16 protein-coding genes are annotated in these 15,737 nt (G+C 68.0%); 14 read left to right on the top strand and 2 right to left on the bottom strand.

All coding sequences use genetic code 11. The features are described from left to right. Positions 1–15 precede the first annotated feature (15 nt). A complete protein-coding gene (locus WDLP6_RS09645) occupies positions 16–420 on the top strand; it encodes a DUF1398 domain-containing protein (RefSeq protein WP_162592146.1) in 405 nt (134 codons plus the stop codon). Between the two features lie 45 nt (positions 421–465). Here WDLP6_RS09645 and WDLP6_RS09640 read toward each other — a convergent pair whose 3' ends face one another. Beyond that, positions 466–1,368, bottom strand: coding sequence for a LysR family transcriptional regulator (locus WDLP6_RS09640; RefSeq protein WP_162592145.1), 903 nt, complete (start codon positions 1,366–1,368; stop codon positions 466–468). Between the two features lie 116 nt (positions 1,369–1,484). Here WDLP6_RS09640 and WDLP6_RS09635 point away from each other — a divergent pair, with 116 nt between their 5' ends. The 12 genes from WDLP6_RS09635 to xylB all read left to right on the top strand — a co-directional run bounded on the left by WDLP6_RS09635 (position 1,485) and on the right by xylB (position 14,849). Next, positions 1,485–3,182: an alkaline phosphatase family protein gene (locus tag WDLP6_RS09635; protein WP_162592144.1), complete on the top strand. Its 1,698-nt coding sequence runs from the start codon at positions 1,485–1,487 to the stop codon at positions 3,180–3,182. Continuing rightward, positions 3,179–3,640 carry a cupin domain-containing protein gene (locus WDLP6_RS09630; protein ID WP_162566808.1) on the top strand — a complete coding sequence of 154 codons (462 nt, stop codon included), beginning with the start codon at positions 3,179–3,181 and terminating at the stop codon, positions 3,638–3,640. The genes WDLP6_RS09635 and WDLP6_RS09630 overlap by 4 nt, the downstream gene beginning before the upstream one ends. Beyond that, positions 3,640–4,611 (top strand): tripartite tricarboxylate transporter substrate binding protein, encoded by a 972-nt coding sequence (locus WDLP6_RS09625; RefSeq protein ID WP_162592143.1) that lies wholly within the window; start codon positions 3,640–3,642, stop codon positions 4,609–4,611. The genes WDLP6_RS09630 and WDLP6_RS09625 overlap by 1 nt, the downstream gene beginning before the upstream one ends. 4 nt (positions 4,612–4,615) lie before the next feature. Then, positions 4,616–5,434 (top strand): alpha/beta hydrolase, encoded by an 819-nt coding sequence (locus WDLP6_RS09620; protein ID WP_162592142.1) that lies wholly within the window; start codon positions 4,616–4,618, stop codon positions 5,432–5,434. A gap of 168 nt (positions 5,435–5,602) precedes the next feature. Then, positions 5,603–6,913, top strand: coding sequence for an ABC transporter substrate-binding protein (locus tag WDLP6_RS09615; protein WP_162592141.1), 1,311 nt, complete (start codon positions 5,603–5,605; stop codon positions 6,911–6,913). 127 nt (positions 6,914–7,040) lie between these two features. Further along, the gene (locus WDLP6_RS09610) at positions 7,041–7,898 is read left to right on the top strand and encodes a carbohydrate ABC transporter permease (RefSeq protein WP_162592140.1); all 858 of its coding nucleotides are present in this window, start codon (positions 7,041–7,043) and stop codon (positions 7,896–7,898) included. A gap of 9 nt (positions 7,899–7,907) precedes the next feature. Continuing rightward, positions 7,908–8,729 (top strand): carbohydrate ABC transporter permease, encoded by an 822-nt coding sequence (locus tag WDLP6_RS09605; RefSeq protein ID WP_162592139.1) that lies wholly within the window; start codon positions 7,908–7,910, stop codon positions 8,727–8,729. A 154-nt stretch (positions 8,730–8,883) separates the two neighbouring features. Beyond that, positions 8,884–9,915, top strand: a complete 1,032-nt coding sequence (locus WDLP6_RS09600; RefSeq protein ID WP_162592138.1) for an ABC transporter ATP-binding protein — start codon at positions 8,884–8,886, stop codon at positions 9,913–9,915. Between the two features lie 160 nt (positions 9,916–10,075). Then, positions 10,076–11,497 (top strand): D-arabinitol 4-dehydrogenase, encoded by a 1,422-nt coding sequence (dalD, locus tag WDLP6_RS09595; protein WP_174259858.1) that lies wholly within the window; start codon positions 10,076–10,078, stop codon positions 11,495–11,497. Continuing rightward, entirely contained in the window at positions 11,494–12,282 is a 789-nt protein-coding gene (locus WDLP6_RS09590) for an L-iditol 2-dehydrogenase (RefSeq protein WP_162592137.1), read from the top strand. Before dalD ends, WDLP6_RS09590 begins: the two co-directional genes overlap by 4 nt. Before the next feature lie 20 nt (positions 12,283–12,302). Beyond that, positions 12,303–13,241 (top strand): AraC family transcriptional regulator, encoded by a 939-nt coding sequence (locus WDLP6_RS09585; RefSeq protein ID WP_162566800.1) that lies wholly within the window; start codon positions 12,303–12,305, stop codon positions 13,239–13,241. Between the two features lie 141 nt (positions 13,242–13,382). Then, positions 13,383–14,849 (top strand): xylulokinase, encoded by a 1,467-nt coding sequence (gene xylB, locus WDLP6_RS09580; RefSeq protein WP_162592136.1) that lies wholly within the window; start codon positions 13,383–13,385, stop codon positions 14,847–14,849. 17 nt (positions 14,850–14,866) lie between these two features. Here xylB and WDLP6_RS09575 read toward each other — a convergent pair whose 3' ends face one another. Beyond that, on the bottom strand, positions 14,867–15,085 hold the full coding sequence (locus tag WDLP6_RS09575) for a hypothetical protein (RefSeq protein WP_162592135.1): 219 nt from the start codon (positions 15,083–15,085) through the stop codon (positions 14,867–14,869). Between the two features lie 239 nt (positions 15,086–15,324). On the opposite strand from WDLP6_RS09575, the gene WDLP6_RS09570 reads away from it, so the two are divergent. Then, on the top strand, positions 15,325–15,732 hold the full coding sequence (locus WDLP6_RS09570) for a hypothetical protein (RefSeq protein ID WP_162592134.1): 408 nt from the start codon (positions 15,325–15,327) through the stop codon (positions 15,730–15,732). The last annotated feature ends 5 nt before the right edge of the window (positions 15,733–15,737 follow it).

Below are 15,737 nucleotides of genomic sequence, written 5' to 3'. Positions count from 1 at the left end.
AGGGAGAGCATCACCATGGACCATTCGATCAAGAGCACCATCGAACGCAGCGCAGCCGACGCGCATGCCGGACGCAGCACCTTCGGCGAGGGCGTGGGCCTGCTGAAGGCCGCAGGCGTGGAGGCCTACCACGCCGATTTCCGCCGCCGCGAGGCCACCTACTACCTGCCTTCCGGCGAGTGGCATGCGGTGCCGCTGCCGGCACCCGAGATCGCGGTTCCGCAAGCCTTCGATGCGGCCGCCTTGCAGGCCGCCATCCGCGGCGCGCAGCGCGACGAGCTGCGCTATCCGGAATTCATGCAGCTGGCGATGGCGGCCGGCTGCGTCGGGTACTTCGTCTGGATTGCCGGGCGCCACGTCGAGTATTTCTCGCACCGCGGACAAGGCCACATCGAACGATTTCCTGACGCGATGGATTGAGCGTCGACGGCGACGCGAGCCCGGTTCGCGGCGCGGCGCGGCGCGTCAACCCTTGCGTTGCGCCCGGGCCTCCGCGATGAACGCGTCCAGCAGCCGCTGCGCCGGCAGCGTCAGCGGCGCATCGGCGCGATACACCGCGTGGATCGTGGTGTTGGGCAACACATCGGTGATTGGCAACTCGACCAGATCCATGGCGGGCCCGTAGCGATCGAAGAAGCCCCTGGGCATGATCCCGATGACGTCCAGGCTGGGCATCAGGGCCAGCAGGGTGGCGAAGGATTCGCACTCGAGCCGGACCTGCGGCGTGCGCTCGCCCGTCGCATCGAAGGACAGGTTGCGCGGATCGCCCGGCCCACCCGCCGGACCGGTGAGCACCCAACCCGCGTCGACCAGCTGCGCCAGTTTCTTCGCGCGCGCGAGAGGATGACCGCGGCGCGCCGCAAGCAGGGCCTGGCTCTCGAAGAGCGGCTGCACCAGCAGATCGCGCCCGGCGCCCTCGCCGGGCAAGGGGCCGAGCGCCAGATCCAGCTCGCCAGTGCGCAGTTGTTCCAGCGCGCGCGGGTACAGCGTGTCGCGCATCCGCAGCCGTACCTGCGGCCAGCGCGTGCCGAAGCGCGCCACTGCGCCGGGCGCCAGCAGGATCGCCGCCACCGGCGAGACGCCGATCGTCACCTGCGCTTCCGCATGCCGCAGGTGCCATGCCACTTCTTCACGCGCGCGCTCGATCTCGCGCACCACCGTCGCGGCCCGCGCGGCGAGCAGCTCGCCGGCCGGCGCCAGCCGCACACCCTTGGGCGTGCGCACCACCAGCGCGGTGCCGAACTCTTCCTCGAGCTGGCGCAGCGCCTTGGTCAGCGCCGGCTGCGAGACGCTGAGGATCTGCGCGGAGGCGCGCAGGCTGCCGGTCCTGGCAAGGGTCAGCAGCAGATGGAAGTGTTGCAGTCGCACGAGGACTCCGGGGGCGATAACCCATGGTAATCGACATCAAAACATGTGACGCGACACCGGCCGATGCGGCCACTAGCATCCGACCGCATGACCACTTCCGCCCCCAGGAGACCCGGATGAAACGACGCGTGAAGAACATCCTCTTCGTGATGTGCGACCAGCTGCGCTACGACCATCTCTCGTGCTTCGGCCACCCGACGCTGAAGACGCCGAACCTCGATGCGCTGGCGGCGCGCGGCGTGATCTTCGACCGCGCCTATGTGCAGTCGCCGGTGTGCGGACCGTCGCGCATGAGCTACTACACCGGCCGTTACGTTCACTCGCATGGCGCGAGCTGGAACTTCGTGCCGCTCAAGGCCGGCGAGATGACGATCGGCGACCACCTTCGTCCGCTGGGCGTGCGCTCGGTACTGGTCGGCAAGACGCACATGCGCGCCGACCTGGCAGGCATGTCGCGGCTGGGCATCGATCCGGCATCCACCATCGGCGTTCGCATCGCCGAATGCGGCTTCGATCCCTACGAGCGCGACGACGGCATTCATCCCTATTCCGGCCACGATCCCGACCCGAGCTACAACGACTACCTGCGCGCACAGGGGTTCGGCGGCGACAACCCCTGGGAAAGCTGGGCCAACTCGACGGTCGACGACCAAGGCCGCATCCGCTCGGGCTGGTTCCTGAAATATTCGAACCGCGCAGCCCGTGTGCCCGACGAGCATTCGGAGACGCCCTACATCACGCGCCGCGCGATGGACTTCATCGCGGAGTCCGGCGAGCAGCCCTGGTGCCTGCACCTGTCCTACATCAAGCCGCACTGGCCCTACATCGTGCCGGAGCCCTACGCGAGCATGTACAAGCCCGAGGACGCACTGCCGGTGGTGCGCAGCGAGGCCGAGCGCCACGATCCGCACCCGGTCTACGGCGCGATGATGAACCACCGCGTGTCGCGCACCTTCTCGCGCGAAGGCGTGCGCGATGCCGTGATGCCGGGCTACATGGGCCTGATCAAGCAGATCGACGACCAGCTCGGCGAGCTGTTCCGCTTCATGGAGGCGCGCGGCCTGATGGAGAACACGATGATCGTCTTCACCTCCGACCACGGCGACTACCTGGGCGATCACTGGATGGGCGAGAAGGATCTCTTCCACGAGCCGATCATCCGCGCGCCGCTGATCGTCTACGACCCCGATCCGCGCGCCGACACCACGCGTGGCACGCGCTGCGACGCACTGGTCGAGGCGGTGGACCTGGCGCCGACTTTCCTCGACGCCTGCGGCGGCGTGGCGGTGCCGCATGTCATGGACGGCCGTTCGCTGCGCCCGCTGCTGTTCGGCGAGCGGCCGCGTGACTGGCGCGAGCACGTGGTCTGCGAGTACGACTACGCGTTCCAGGATTCGCGCATCGAACTCGGCACGCCGTCGCGCGACGCCTGGCTGCGGATGATCTCCGACGGCCGCTGGAAATACGTGCTGGCCGAAGGCTACCGGCCGATGCTGTTCGACCTCGCCTCGGATCCGCACGAGTTCATCGATCTGGGCGCGGCACCGGAACACGAGGACGTGCGGCGGCGCCTGCATGAAGCCCTGTTCCGCTGGGCGCGCCAGCCGCGCCAGCGCGGGACCATCGCCGACGGCACCATCGAGTCGATCGAGATCCAGCCGCGCATCTCCGAGGGCGGCATCCTCATCGGCTACTGGGACGAAGAAGACCTGGCCGAGGCGCGCCAGCGCTTCAAGCCGCGCTTCGCCTCCACCAATCCTCTCGTCCATCCCACCCTCGACCGGCTCACCCGCCTGGAAGGAGTCTCCCAGTGACCAGCGAAATCCCCGACATCACGCGCGCGCAGACCGGCATCGACGGCGTCTCGTGGAACATCCTCGGCCAGATCTATGTGCCCAAGCAGGTCAGCGACGACAGCTTCTCGTGGCACGCGACCTTCCCGGTCGAGACCTTCGTGCCGCCGCACGTGCACCCGCACCAGGACGAGTACATCTTCGTGCTCGACGGCCGCATCGACCTGCTGCTGGCCGGCAAGAAGACCTCCGCCGGCGCCGGCGACCTGGTGCGCATGCCGCGCGGCATTCCGCATGCCTTCTTCAACAACTACGGCGAGCCGGTGACGGCCCTGTTCTGGGCCGCGCCGGCAGGCAAGCTGCTGGACCTCTACCGGCGCATCCACAACATGGCGAGCCCCGCCGAGGTGGTGGCGGCGGCGCGCGACTACGACGTCATCTTCCTGCCGCCCGTGTCGTCGGCGGCGCAGGCATCATGATGAAGCGCAGGCAACTCCTCGGCGCGCTCGGTGCGGCGCCGCTCGCGGCCGCCGTGCCCGCATGGGCGCAGGGCTATCCCGCAAGACCGATCCGGATCGTGGTGCCGCTGCCGCCGGGCAGCCCGCCCGATGTGCTCGCGCGCCTCGTCGCGGAACGCCTGCAGCAGGCCTGGAAGCAGCCGGTGATCGTCGACAACCGGCCGGGCGCGACCGGCATGATCGGCATGGATGTCGTCGCCAAGGCCGCGCCCGACGGCTACACCGTCGGCGTGATGTTCCTCACCCACGCGGTGCTGCCCGCGCTGTTCGGCAAGGTGCCCTACGACACCGCGGCGGACTTCGCACCGATCGCCAATCTGGTCTGGCTCTACAACGCGCTGGTGGTGGCACCCACGGTGCCCGCGCGCAGCGCGAAGGAACTGGTCGAGCTGGCGCGCGCCGAGCCGGGCAAGCTCACCTACGCATCGGGCGGCAACGGTTCGCCGGCCCACCTGCTGGGCGAGTCCTTCCGCCAGCTGACCCAGGTCGACATGCTGCACGTGCCGTTCAAGGGGCCGGCCGAAGCGGTGCAGGCTCTGCTCGGCGGCTATGTCACGACCATGTTCGCCACCACCTCGGCGGCGGTGCCGATGGTGCGCACGGGCAAGCTGCGCGCGCTGGCCGTGACCAGCCCGAACCGGCTGGCCGCGCTGCCCTCGGTGCCGACCATGGCCGAGAGCGGCGTCGCGGGCTTCGACCTGCGCGAATGGGAAGGCCTCGTCGCGCCGGCCGACACGCCGCGTGACATCATCCTGCAATGGAATCAGGAACTCGCACGCATCATGGCCCTGCCCGAGCTTCGCGAAAAGCTGTCGGAGTACGGCATGGAGGCGGCGCCCGCCAACTCGCCCGACCAGTTCGCCACGTTGGTGCGCAGCGAGTTGCAGCGCTGGACCCGGTTCGTGAAGACCTCAGGCCTCAAGGCCGACTGAGGACATGAACGATCCGCAGTTCCAGTATGTGCAGGGACAGGCGCGCGAAACCTTCCCGGCGCTGCTGGCGGCCTACGAGGCCGAGAGCCGGGCTGCGGTAGCCGCCGAATCCTGCGTGCTGCATGTGCGCTACGGACCGCTGGAACGTCAGACCTTCGACTTCTTCGCCGCGCGCGGAAGGCCGCGCGGAACGCTGGCCTACTTCCATGCCGGTTACTGGCAGTCGCGCGACAAGTCGACCTTCCGCTTCATCGCGCCGGCCTTCACCGCGGCCGGACTCAACGTGGCGCTGGTCAACTATCCGTTGTGCCCCGACGTGTCGCTGGCCGAACTCGTGGACGCCACGCGCGCTTCGGTGCCGGCGATACGCGCGCACGCGGCCGCGCCCGGCGGCGCGTCGCCGCCGCTGGTGGTGGCGGGGCATTCCGCGGGCGGCCACATCGCGGTCGAACTGGCGCTGTCGCGCTGGCCATCGGCACCCGACGCGATCGCGGGCATCGCTGCGCTGAGCGGCATCTTCGACCTCGTGCCGCTGGTGGCAACCACGCTCAACGACAGGCTGCGGCTCGACGAGGCCGGCGCCATGGCCTGCTCGCCGCTGCATCGGGTGCGCGGCGGCATGGTGCCCGCGTTGATCGCGGTCGGCGGCGCAGAGACGCCGGCCTTCCTTCGACAAAGCCAGCGCTTGCACAAGGCCTGGACGGAGGCCGGCAACCGCAGCGCCCTCCACGTCGAGGCAGAGGCTGATCATTTCAGCCTGCTGCGGCAGCTCGCGTCGCCCGGCAGCGCGCTGTTCGCGAGCGTCCTGGGCCTGTTCGACTGAGTCTTGCGCCCGCCGTGGCCCATCCCTGGTTTCCAAAATCAGGGAAGGTACTGATCCGCTGGTGCAAGCAAGTATCGAAGTCGACGATTCGCGTACCAATTCTGCAAGCCAGAGTCTCCAGAATCCGGCCACGGCGACCGCCTCGTCGTCGAACACTAGGAGACATCCATGAAGCGTTTTCTGAAGGCGGGCCTGGTGCTCGCGATCGCGGGAACGGGCCTCGCCCACGCCGCCACCACCGAACTCGTGGTGGCCACGGTGAACAACCCCCACATGATCGAGATGCAGAAACTCACCAAGTTCTTCGAAGAGGCCCATCCCGACATCAAGATCAAGTGGGTCACGCTCGATGAAGGCACGCTGCGCCAGCGCGTGACCACCGACATCGCGACCAAGGGCGGTCAGTTCGACGTCATGACCATCGGCATGTACGAGACGCCGATCTGGGCCAAGAAGAGCTGGATCATCCCGATCGCCACCGACGCCGCCTACGACGTCGACGACCTGCTGCCCGCGATGCGCAACGGCCTGTCGGCCGACGGCAAGCTCTTCGCCTCGCCCTTCTACGGCGAGAGTTCGATGCTGATGTACCGCAAGGACCTGGCCGACAAGGTCGGCTTCAAGATGCCCGACCAGCCGACCTGGGCGCAAGTGAAGGAGCTGGCCGACAAGGTCAACGATCCCAAGGGCGGCGTCTACGGCATGTGCCTGCGCGGCAAGCCGGGCTGGGGCGACAACATGGCCCTGCTCACGACCATGGTCAACACCAACGGCGGCCAGTGGTTCGACATGAGCTGGAAGCCGCAGATCGACACCAAGCCCTGGCATGACGCGATCAGCTTCTACGTCGACCTGATGAAGAAGGACGGCCCGCCCGGCGCCTCGGCCAACAGCTTCAACGAGAACCTTGCGCTGTTCAGCGAAGGCAAGTGCGGCATGTGGGTCGACGCGACCATCGCGGCCTCCTTGGTGAGCGATCCGAAGCAGTCGAAGGTGGCCGACAAGGTCGCCTTCGCGCAGGCGCCGACCGCCGTCACGCCCAAGGGCGCGAACTGGCTGTGGGCCTGGGCGCTGGCCATCCCGGCCGGCTCGCAGAAGGTGGACGCGGCGCAGACCTTCATCAAGTGGGCGACCTCCAAGGACTACATCAAGCTGGTGGCCAAGGAAGAAGGCTGGGGCTCGGTGCCGACCGGCACGCGCAAGTCGACCTACGACAACCCCGACTTCCAGAAGGCCGCGCGCTTCGCCGCCGCGGAGAAGAAGGCGATCGACAGCGCCAACGCGAACGACAGCACGCTGCCCAAGTCGCCGTATGTCGGCGTGCAGTACGCGGCCATCCCGGAGTTTCAGGCCATCGGCGTGGCAGTCGGTCAGCAGATGACCGCGGCGCTGTCGGGCAAGGTCACGGTCGATCAGGCCTTGAAGACATCGCAGACGGCTGCCGAGCGCGAGATGAAGAAGGGCGGGTACTACAAGTAGCACAGACTCCCTCCCCCGCTGGGGGAGGGCTGGGGTGGGGGCACGCAGCGCTCGCCGCGGACGCAGCGTGCCCCCATCCCGACCTTCCCCCAGAGGGGGAAGGAGCAACTCCTGAAAGGCCGTCGCCATGAACCGACTCCTGCCCCGCGCCCTCATGGCGCCAGCCGTGGTCACGCTCTTCCTCTGGATGATCGTGCCGCTGCTGATGACGATCTACTTCTCGTTCGTCAACTACAACCTGATGCAGCCGGGCGAGCACACTTTCTCGCGGCTGGAGAATTTCAGCTACTTCATCACCGATCCGGATTTCTGGCCGGCGGTGTGGAACACGCTGCTCTTGATCGGCAGCGTGATCGTCATCACCGTGGTGCTCGGCGTGCTGCTGGCGCTCTTGGTGAACGAACCCTTCCCGGGCCGCGGCATCGTGCGGGTGCTGCTGATCTCGCCCTTCTTCGTCATGCCCACGGTGAATGCGCTGCTGTGGAAGCACATGATGATGAACCCGATCTACGGCGTGCTGGCGGATCTCTGGCGCACCTTCGGCGCACAGCCGGTCGACTGGCTGACCGAGTTCCCGCTGCTCTCGGTGATCATCATGGTGGCGTGGCAATGGCTGCCCTTCGCCTGCCTGATCTTCATCACTTCGCTGCAGTCGCTGGACCGCGAGCAGATGGAGGCCGCGCGCATGGACGGCGCCACGGCGCCGCAGCGCTTCGTCTACCTCACGCTGCCGCACCTGGGCCGGCCGATGGCGGTGGTGATCATGATCGAGATGATCTTCCTGCTCTCGGTGTTCGCCGAGATCGCCGTCTCCACCAACGGCGGTCCGGGCAACGAGAGCACCAACCTCACCTACATGATCTTCAAGCAGTCGCTGATGAATTTCGATGTGGGCGTGGCTTCGGCGGGCGCGCTGTTCGCGGTGATCCTGGCCAACATCGTGGCCGCATTTCTCATCCGAATCATCGGCAAGAACCTGGACTGAGGAAGCGCCATGCAACCCAATATGTTCCTCACCACGCTGCGCGCCGTCGGCGCCTGGGCCGTCACGCTGCTGCTGTTCTTTCCGCTCGGCTGGCTGGTGCTGACCTCGTTCAAGACCGAGCTGCAGGCGATCCACGTGCCGCCGCTGTTCTTCTTCGAGCTGACGCTGGAGAACTTCACCGAAGTGCAGCGGCGCAGCGACTACCTGCTCTATGCGAAGAACTCGCTGATCACCAGCGTGGGCTCGACCATCCTCGGCCTGCTCATCGCGGCGCCGGCCGCGTACTCGATGGCCTTCTTCCGCACCCGGCGCACGCGCGACATCCTGATGTGGATGCTGTCGACCAAGATGATGCCGGCCGTCGGCGCGCTGGTGCCGATCTACGTGCTCGCGCAGACCGCCGGCCTGCTCGACACGCGCACTGCGCTGGTGGTGGTCTTCACGCTGTCCAACCTGCCGATCATGGTGTGGATGCTCTACACGAGCTACAAGGACATACCGCCCGAGATCCTCGAGGCCGCGCGCATGGACGGTGCCAACCTGTGGACCGAGTTCAAGAACGTGGTGCTGCCGCTGTCGATCGGCGGCCTCGCATCGACGGGTCTGCTGTGCCTGGTGCTGAGCTGGAACGAAGCCTTCTGGGCGCTCAACCTCACTTCCGCCAAGGCCGGCACGCTGGCCGCGCTGATCGCCTCGTACTCGAGCCCCGAAGGCCTGTTCTGGGCCAAGCTCTCGGCCGCATCGCTGATGGCCATCGCGCCGATCGTGGTGTTCGGCTGGTTCAGCCAGAAGCAATTGGTCCAAGGCCTCACCTTCGGCGCCGTGAAATGAGATCGCCCCCAGTCTTCGCGCACTTCGTGTCGCTACGCCAACCCCCTGCCGGGGGCGCGGCCTGCGGCCCGGCAAAGCCGGCTCCGCGGCCGCTCCCGACTGAATTCAATTGCAACGCTCTCGTGCGCAGCACGGGATCACCCAGGAGATCGTGATGGCCTACCTCCAGCTCGACAACATCAAGAAAAGCTTCGGCGACACGCACGTCATCAAGGGCGTGGATCTCCAGATCGACAAGGGCGAGTTCATCGTCTTCGTCGGTCCTTCCGGCTGCGGCAAGTCGACCCTGCTGCGGCTGATCGCCGGGCTCGAGCCGATCACCAGCGGCAAGCTCTCGCTCGACGGCAAGGACATCACGAACATGCCGTCGGGCAAGCGCGGCCTGGCGATGGTGTTCCAGAGCTACGCGCTCTATCCGCACATGAGCGTGTACGACAACATGTCCTTCGCGCTCAAGCTGGCGAAAGTGTCGAAGGACGAGATCAAGACCAAGGTCGACCATGCCGCCAGGACGCTCAACCTGACGCAGTACCTGGACCGCACGCCCAAGGAGCTGTCGGGCGGCCAGCGGCAGCGCGTCGCGATCGGCCGCGCCATCGTGCGCGCGCCCAAGGTGTTCCTGTTCGACGAGCCGCTGTCCAACCTCGATGCGGCGCTGCGCGGCAACACGCGCGTCGAGATCCACAAGCTGCACCGCGCGCTCGGCGCGACCAGCATCTACGTGACGCACGACCAGGTCGAGGCCATGACGCTGGCCGACCGCGTGGTGGTGCTGCGCGACGGCCTGATCGAGCAGGTCGGCACGCCGATGGACCTCTACGACCGGCCGGCCAACCAGTTCGTCGCCCAGTTCATCGGCATGCCGTCGATGAACATGGTGGACGCGCGCGCGATCCCCAGCTTCTCGGCGCAGACCGGCGGCCGGCTGCCGGGCGACGGCTTTCTCGGCGTGCGGCCCGAAGGCCTGCGCGTGAACCCGGGCACGGGCGGCGGCGCGCCGGCACGCGTGGAGCTGATCGAGGCGCTGGGCGCCGACACGCTGATCCACGTCGATGTCGGCGGCGTGCCGCTGATCGCGCGCCAGAACGACCGCACCGCGCTGCAGGCCGGCGACGCGGTCAACGTGGTGCTGGATCCTTCTGTCCTTCATTTCTTCAATCGCGAGGGCCGCGCAGTCGCTGTATGAAGCTCGCCCCCAGTCTGCGCGCACTTCGTGTCGCTACGCCAACCCCCTGCCGGGGGCAATACCAGCGATCCGGCCGAGCCGGTTCCGCGGTATTTCTGGCATGCGGCCATTGCTGTGTCGGACGTTGCGGGCGAAGCCATGAGACGGTGGAGCAATTGCCATGACCCAGCCTGTTTCTTCCGAGTTCGTGGTGCTGCACCTCGGCCTCGGCTCCTTCCATCGCGCGCACCAGGCGGTGTACCTGCAGCAGCTGATCGACGCCGGCGACACGCGCTGGTCGCTGGTGGGCGCCAACCTGCGGCCCGACATGTCCGAGGTCGAGTCCGCGCTGCGCGCGCAGGGCGGACGCTACACGCTGGAGACCGTCTCGCCCGCCGGCGAATACCGCTACCAGCGCATCGATGCGATCCGCGAGGTGCTGCCCTTCGATCCGGCACTGGCCGCGGTGATCGCGCACGGGGCCGATCCGCGCACGCGCGTGATCTCGTTCACCGCGACCGAGGCCGGCTACTACCTCGATCCGAAGGATGACCTCGACCTGTCGTCCGCCGAACTGGCCGCCGACATCGCGCGCGCGCGCCGCGGCGAGGCGGGCAGCACGATCTACGGCGCGGTCTGCGCGATCCTGCGCGCGCGGCGCGCGGCCCATGCGCAGCCGGTGACGCTGCTCAACTGCGACAACCTGCGCCACAACGGCGATCGCTTCCGCAAAGGCCTGCTCGAATTCATCGGCCATGCCGGCGAGACCGCGCTGGCCGACTGGGTGCGCGCGCAGACCACCAGCCCGAACGCGATGGTCGACCGCATCACGCCGCGGCCGCCGCCCGAACTGCTCCAGCGCGTGCGCGATGCCACCGGCTGGGACGATGCCGTGCCGGTCACCAGCGAGAGCTTCATCCAGTGGGTGATCGAGGACGACTTCGCCAATGGCCGGCCCGACTGGGGACGCGTCGGCGTGCAGCTGGTCGAGTCGGTCTCGCCCTACGAGGAAGCCAAGATCCGCATCCTCAATGCCAGCCACAGCTGCATCGCCTGGGCCGGCACGCTGATCGGGCTGGCGTACATCCACGAAGGCACGCAGCGCGCGCCGATCCGGCGCATGGCCTACGACTACGTGACCGACGATGTCATCCCCTGCCTGAACACGCCCGGCGACCCGAGCCCGGTCGACCTGCCCTCGTACCGCGACGTCGTGCTCGAACGCTTCGGCAATCCCGCCATCCGCGACACCAACCAGCGCGTGGCGATGGATGGCTTCTCCAAGATCCCCGGCTTCATCGCGCCGACGGTGCGCGAGCGCCTCGCGCGCGGCGAAGGCATCGACAGCGTGGCGCTGCTGCCGGCGCTGTTCCTCGCCTTCCTGCAGCGCTGGCATCACGGCACCCTGCCCTACGTCTACCAGGACCAGGGCATGGACGAGAACGTGGCGCACGCGATCTGCGGCGCCGCCGATCCGGTCGCGGCGCTGTGCGCGGACGCTGGGCTGTGGGGCGAGGTGGCCGGCGATGCGCGGCTGGTCGATGCCGTGCGCCGCGCCGGCATGCGTGTGCAGCAATTCATCGACGAAGGAGCACGGACATGACGAACCGCTTGCCGCAACGCCACGTGCTGGTGACGGGCGCGGGCGGCGGCATCGGCCTGGCGATCGCCGAGGCCTGCGTCGCCGAGGGTGCGCGCTGCACGCTGGTCGACCGTGCGGCGACGCCTTCCGACGGCGTGGCCCTGCTTCAGCAAATGCATCCGAACCGGCTGGCGTACCTGCCCGTCGATGTCACCGACACGCCCTCGGTCGCGCGCATGCTCGATGCCGCGCAGGCGGTGCACGGGCCGATCCACACGCTGGTCAACAACGCCGCCGTGTTCGACATGGCGCCGCTTCTGGAAAGCGACGAGGCCTCCTTCGACCGGCTGTTCGCGGTCAACGTGAAGGGCCTGTTCTTCGTCATGCAGCGCGTGCTGCAGCACATGGTCGATGCCGGCACCGCCGGCGCCTCGGTGATCAACATGGCCTCGCAGGCAGGCCGGCGCGGCGAGGCGCTGGTGTCGCACTATTGCGCCACCAAGGCGGCCGTGATCAGCTACACGCAGAGTGCGGCGCTCGCCATGGCGCCGCATGGCATCCGCGTCAACGCCATCTCGCCCGGCGTGGTCGACACGCCGATGTGGGGCCACGTCGATGCGCTGTTCGCGAAGTACGAAGGGCTGCAGGCCGGCGAGAAGAAGCGCCAGGTCGGGCTCGCGGTGCCGCTGGGCCGCATGGGCGCGCCGGCCGACATCGCCGGCGCCGCCGTTTTCCTGGCCAGCGACGAGGCCTGCTACATCACCGCGCAAACGCTGAATGTCGACGGTGGTAACGTCATGAGCTGAAGCTTGCGAGAGATCGTTCCATGACATCGGCGCGTCAACGACACCTGCCCCGCCACCGGGAGCCCGAGCTCGAGCGCGACATCACGCGCTCGCCCTCGCTCGGCTACGAGGCGCCCGAGGAAACCGGGCTGGTGCGCTGCCTGGCGCACGGCTTCCCGAGTCCCCTGGTGCGCTGGCACTTCCACGAGGAGTACGAGCTGCACCTGATCACCGAGACCTCCGGCAAGGCCTTCGTCGGCGACTGGATCGGGCCCTTCCAGCCCGGCCATCTGGTGCTGTGCGGGCCGCGCCTGCCGCACAACTGGATCTCGCTCGACGCGCCCGCCAGCGGCGTGGCCGGCCGCGACCGGGTGATCCAGTTCCGGCACGAGCCGATCGAGCGCGCCGCCGCCGAGATCCCCGAGCTGCGCGAGGCGCTGCAGCTGCTCGAACGCGCGCGCCACGGCATCGAGTTCTTCGGCCTCGCCGAGCGCGCGCTGGCGCACTGGCATGCGGTGAAGGCCGCGCGCGGGCTGCGCCGTCTCGCGCTGTTCTGCGAGTACCTGGCCGACCTCGCGCAATGCACCGACTACCGGCTGCTGTCCAATGTGCAGATGCAGGGCGTCGAAGGCGACGTCGAGGTCGAGCAGATCAACGCCATCGTCAACCGCATCACCGCCAACCTGGCCGAGCCCATCGCCATGGCCGACATCGCGCTCGAACTCGGCATGAGCGAAAGCCGCTTCAGCCGTTTCTTCAAGCGCTCCACCGGCAACAGCTTCACCGACTTCGTGAACCGCGTGCGCATCAACAGCGCTTGCCATCTGCTGATGCAGACCGACCACTACGTGACCGACATCTGCTATCAGGTCGGCTTCAACAATGTCGCCAATTTCAATCGCCGCTTCCTCGAGATCAAGGGCATGACGCCGACGGAATTCCGCAGGCAAAGCGACAGCCGCTTTGGCGGCGGAGTATGAGCACACCCCCAGGCTGCGCGCACTTCGTGTCGCTTCGCCACCCCCCTCGCCGGGGGCAACACCAGCGGCCCGGCAAAGCCGGTTCCGCGGTGTTCCTGGCGAATGCGACAGGGAACCACGTCACGTGAAAGGAAGTGCCCCTTGTACCTCGGACTCGATCTCGGCACCTCGGAGCTGAAGGCGCTGCTGCTGGGCGATGACCATCGCATCGTCGCGCTGGCGCGGGCGGCGCTGACGGTCGATCGGCCGGCGCCGCTGTGGTCCGAGCAGGCGCCCTCGCAGTGGTGGGACGCGCTCGAGACGGTGATGGCGGCGCTGCGCAGCACGCATGCCGCCGAGCTCGCGCAGGTGCGCGCGATCGGCCTCTCCGGGCAGATGCATGGCGCCGTCGCACTCGACGCGGCGGGCCAGGTGCTGCGCCCCGCCATCCTCTGGAACGATGGCCGCAGCGCCGCGCAGTGCGCAGCGCTGACGGCGCGCGTACCGGCGCTCACCGCCATCGCCGGCAATCTCGCAATGCCCGGCTTCACCGCGCCCAAGCTGCTCTGGATGCGCGAGCACGAGCCCGCCCTGTTCGCGCGCACAGCCTGCGTGTTGCTGCCCAAGGACTGGCTGCGCTTCATGCTGAGCGGCGAGCGCGCCAGCGACATGTCGGACGCCTCGGGCACGCTGTGGCTGGATGTCGCGGCGCGCGACTGGTCCGACGAGCTGCTCGCGGCCTGCGGGCTCGATCGCAGCCACATGCCGCGCCTGGTCGAGGGCAGCGCGGTCGCCGGCCGGCTGAAGCCCGATCTGGCGCAGCGCTGGGGCCTCGCGGCCGGGATCCCGATCGCGGGCGGCGGCGGCGACAACGCTGCGAGCGCGGTCGGCATGGGGCTCGTGGCTGCGGGCGAAGGCTTCGTGTCGCTCGGCACCTCGGGCGTGATCTTCGTTTGTGGCGAACACTTCGCGCCCGACCCGGCGCGCGCGGTGCATGCCTTCTGCCATGCGCTGCCCGGGCGCTGGCATCAGATGTCCGTGATGCTGTCGGCCTCGAGCGCCGTGAGCTGGGCGGCGCGCAGCTTCGGCCTCGGCAACGAGCCCGCGCTGCTCGCAGCGGCCGCCACGCTCGACGCCGGGGCGCGCCGCCGCGCGCCGCTGTTCCTGCCCTATCTGTCCGGCGAACGGTCGCCGCACAACGATGCGGATGCCGAGGGCGTGCTGTTCGGTCTCACGCATGCGCACGGTCCGGCCGAGATCGCCTACGCGGTGGCCGAGGGCGTGAGCTTCGGCCTGCGCGACGGGCTCGACACGCTGGCGCGGCCAACGGGCGATCTGATCCTCGTCGGCGGCGGCGCGCGCAGCGCATGGTGGTCACAGCTTCTTGCCGACATCCTCGACGTGCCGTTGACCCGCTGCGAAGGCGCGGAGGCCGGTGGCGCGTTGGGTGCCGCACGTCTCGCATGGCTGGCGGACGGCGGCATCGAAGCCGAGGTCTGCCGGCGGCCGGCGGTTCGCCAGCGCTTCGCGCCGGAGCGCACGCAGGCGGCCATCCATGCGGCGCGGCATGCGCGCTTCAAGGCCTTGTACGGCACCCTGCGCGGCGCTTTCGCGGCCGACGGATCCTGAGCGAGGGCCGCGGCGCGTCAGTCGCGCGGCCCGTCCTTGCCGTACATCCTTCGAATCGCGGCCAGGCCCGCCACCAAGGCATTGGCATAGGTCGCCTGCGGATCGCTCGCGGAGTCCAGCGGCAAATAGGGAAGCGCTTCCTCCATGACGTAGTCGGTCGCTTCCAGCAATACCCAATAGAACTCGCCTTCTTCGAGTTCGTGGACAGTGAGCGCGATATTTCGCAATTGCGACATGAGTTTAGGAGGGCTTCATCGATTGGGTAATACGATCCTATTCAACCCCATCGACAACGCCTACGCACAATTTCACAGTTCGCTCGAATGCGGCCGGGGAATTCGAGCAGGCGGCGCTTGTATGTGATCAATTGTCGAATTCTGCGCAATTCGCAGCTTCCAAGCTTTTCCTACATGAAGTCAAAGAAGCAGCGCCTAAGCTGAAGTCATCCTTCCAACTCACCCACCCAGGAGGAGCCATGAAGCACTTCACGCTCGATGCCCATATGACGGCCGCCATCGGTGGCGCCTTCTATCCCACCGGCCATTCGCTGGTCATGTTTCCGAATGCGGAGGATGCGAATCGCGTGGGCCATGCACTGATCGACAGCTGCGGCTTCGCCGGCGATGAGGTCTACCTGATTCCGCCCGCGACCGTGCTCGCGGAGATCGCACCGACGGTCAAGGATGCGGATGCGCTCCTGCCCTCGGCCGGCACCGATGGCGCCACGGTCCGTGCCTACACCAAGCTCGCGCGGGAAGGCCATACGGCCCTGCTCGTCAAGACCAAGGACGCGGCCGCGGCCGTTCGGCTGATGGAGGCGGTGCGCAAGGCGCCCTACTCGATCGCGCAGCGCTATCGGACCCTGGTGATCGAAGACCTCTGAGCCGC

It is taken from the genome of Variovorax sp. PBL-E5 (assembly GCF_901827185.1).
Taxonomy (GTDB): Bacteria; Pseudomonadota; Gammaproteobacteria; order Burkholderiales; family Burkholderiaceae_C; genus Variovorax.
This window is presented reverse-complemented; position numbering and strand designations above follow the sequence as displayed.

Bases quoted from the DNA above. Each gene is read 5' to 3' on its own strand.
- WDLP6_RS09645 (WP_162592146.1), top strand. From the start codon at position 16: ATGGACCATTCGATCAAGAGCACCATCGAACGCAGCGCAGCCGACGCG.
- WDLP6_RS09635 (WP_162592144.1), top strand. From the start codon at position 1,485: ATGAAACGACGCGTGAAGAACATCCTCTTCGTGATGTGCGACCAGCTG.
- WDLP6_RS09625 (WP_162592143.1), top strand. From the start codon at position 3,640: ATGAAGCGCAGGCAACTCCTCGGCGCGCTCGGTGCGGCGCCGCTCGCG.
- WDLP6_RS09620 (WP_162592142.1), top strand. From the start codon at position 4,616: ATGAACGATCCGCAGTTCCAGTATGTGCAGGGACAGGCGCGCGAAACC.
- WDLP6_RS09615 (WP_162592141.1), top strand. From the start codon at position 5,603: ATGAAGCGTTTTCTGAAGGCGGGCCTGGTGCTCGCGATCGCGGGAACG.
- WDLP6_RS09610 (WP_162592140.1), top strand. From the start codon at position 7,041: ATGAACCGACTCCTGCCCCGCGCCCTCATGGCGCCAGCCGTGGTCACG.
- WDLP6_RS09605 (WP_162592139.1), top strand. From the start codon at position 7,908: ATGCAACCCAATATGTTCCTCACCACGCTGCGCGCCGTCGGCGCCTGG.
- WDLP6_RS09600 (WP_162592138.1), top strand. From the start codon at position 8,884: ATGGCCTACCTCCAGCTCGACAACATCAAGAAAAGCTTCGGCGACACG.
- dalD (WP_174259858.1), top strand. From the start codon at position 10,076: ATGACCCAGCCTGTTTCTTCCGAGTTCGTGGTGCTGCACCTCGGCCTC.
- WDLP6_RS09590 (WP_162592137.1), top strand. From the start codon at position 11,494: ATGACGAACCGCTTGCCGCAACGCCACGTGCTGGTGACGGGCGCGGGC.
- WDLP6_RS09585 (WP_162566800.1), top strand. From the start codon at position 12,303: ATGACATCGGCGCGTCAACGACACCTGCCCCGCCACCGGGAGCCCGAG.
- WDLP6_RS09575 (WP_162592135.1), bottom strand. From the start codon at position 15,085: ATGTCGCAATTGCGAAATATCGCGCTCACTGTCCACGAACTCGAAGAA.
- WDLP6_RS09570 (WP_162592134.1), top strand. From the start codon at position 15,325: ATGAAGCACTTCACGCTCGATGCCCATATGACGGCCGCCATCGGTGGC.